Source organism: Candidatus Obscuribacterales bacterium, from assembly GCA_036703605.1.
Taxonomy (GTDB): domain Bacteria; phylum Cyanobacteriota; class Cyanobacteriia; order RECH01; family RECH01; genus RECH01.
The window spans coordinates 1-1,124 of the sequence record DATNRH010000446.1 but is presented as its reverse complement, the minus strand read 5'-3'; the positions used below and the strand labels follow the sequence as shown (position 1 = coordinate 1,124).

Here is a 1,124-nt window from a genome sequence, read left to right as displayed (position 1 = left end):
AAAACCGGGCAGGACATGACCTCCACGGTTGGCAAATTGTGAGTCTTAGCCATCTTGGGCTAGCTGAAGTCTGAACCTTGCCTGGTGAATGATAGACCCTGCCATGAGCACGACCGCACTCAACCGATCCATCACCACAAGACGTCACAAACTGAGGATCATACCATACATGCTAGGGCTAGTTGCGCTCCAGAAACGATGGATTTGGGGGTGTTCTAGGGCGATCGCCAAACAGCTAGCGTCTAGTCCCCCGGTCTACCAGTTTAGATCGCCTCGACCAACACAGCACGTAACAAGTGTTTACAATTAAGGAGTAGACCTATTGGCGAGTTCCCATGCATGTAACCTGGCTAGACAGCAACAGTTGGCTGATTGAACTTGGCGGCAAGCGCATTTTGCTAGACCCCTGGTTGGTGGGCGACTTGGTGTTTGGTGGCGCGACCTGGTTATTTCGCGGGACGCACCTCCAGCCGGTGCCGGTGCCAGAAGATGTCGATGTAATTTTGCTATCCCAAGGGCTGGAAGACCATGCCCACCCTGCCACCCTAGCTCACCTCAATCACGATTGGCTGGTGGTGGGATCGCCGAATGCAGCCTCGGTGGTTCAGAAAATGGGCTACAGCCAAGTGGTGGCCTTGCCCCACGGCGATACCTATTGTTTGGACGATCGCTTGGAGATTCGAGCGGTATCCGGATCGCCGATTGGCCCAACTCTGGTGGAAAATGGCTACATTCTTAAGGATCTACAAACCGGGCGATCGCTCTACTATGAGCCCCATGGTTTCCACTCGGAGACGCTGAAAGCCTTCGCGCCAGTAGACGTGGCGATTACGCCCATGATGAATTTGGAATTGCCGCTGCTGGGGCCAATCATTAAGGGACGGGAGAGCGCTTTGCGGGCCGCGGAATGGCTGACGCCGCAAGTGATGCTGCCCACGGCGGCGGCGGGACAGGTGCAGTATGAGGGTTTGCTGGTGTCGTTTTTGCGGGCAGTGGGCAATACCGACGAGGTGCGAGATGGGCTCCGCGATCGCCATCTGACCACCCAGGTTATCGAACCCCAACCAGGCGATCGCCTAGAACTTCAGCTCCAAACCCAGCCCACGGTTTAGCTCATGTAAGAT

At 55.8% G+C, this 1,124-nt stretch carries 1 protein-coding gene; it reads left to right on the top strand.

Translation table 11 applies throughout. The features are described from left to right. The first annotated feature begins 335 nt into the window (after positions 1 to 335). On the top strand, positions 336 to 1,112 hold the full coding sequence (locus V6D20_09450) for an MBL fold metallo-hydrolase (protein ID HEY9816004.1): 777 nt from the start codon (positions 336 to 338) through the stop codon (positions 1,110 to 1,112). The last annotated feature ends 12 nt before the right edge of the window (positions 1,113 to 1,124 follow it).

Coding starts and splice junctions, on each gene's coding strand:
- V6D20_09450 (HEY9816004.1), top strand. CDS start 336: ATGCATGTAACCTGGCTAGACAGCAACAGTTGGCTGATTGAACTTGGC.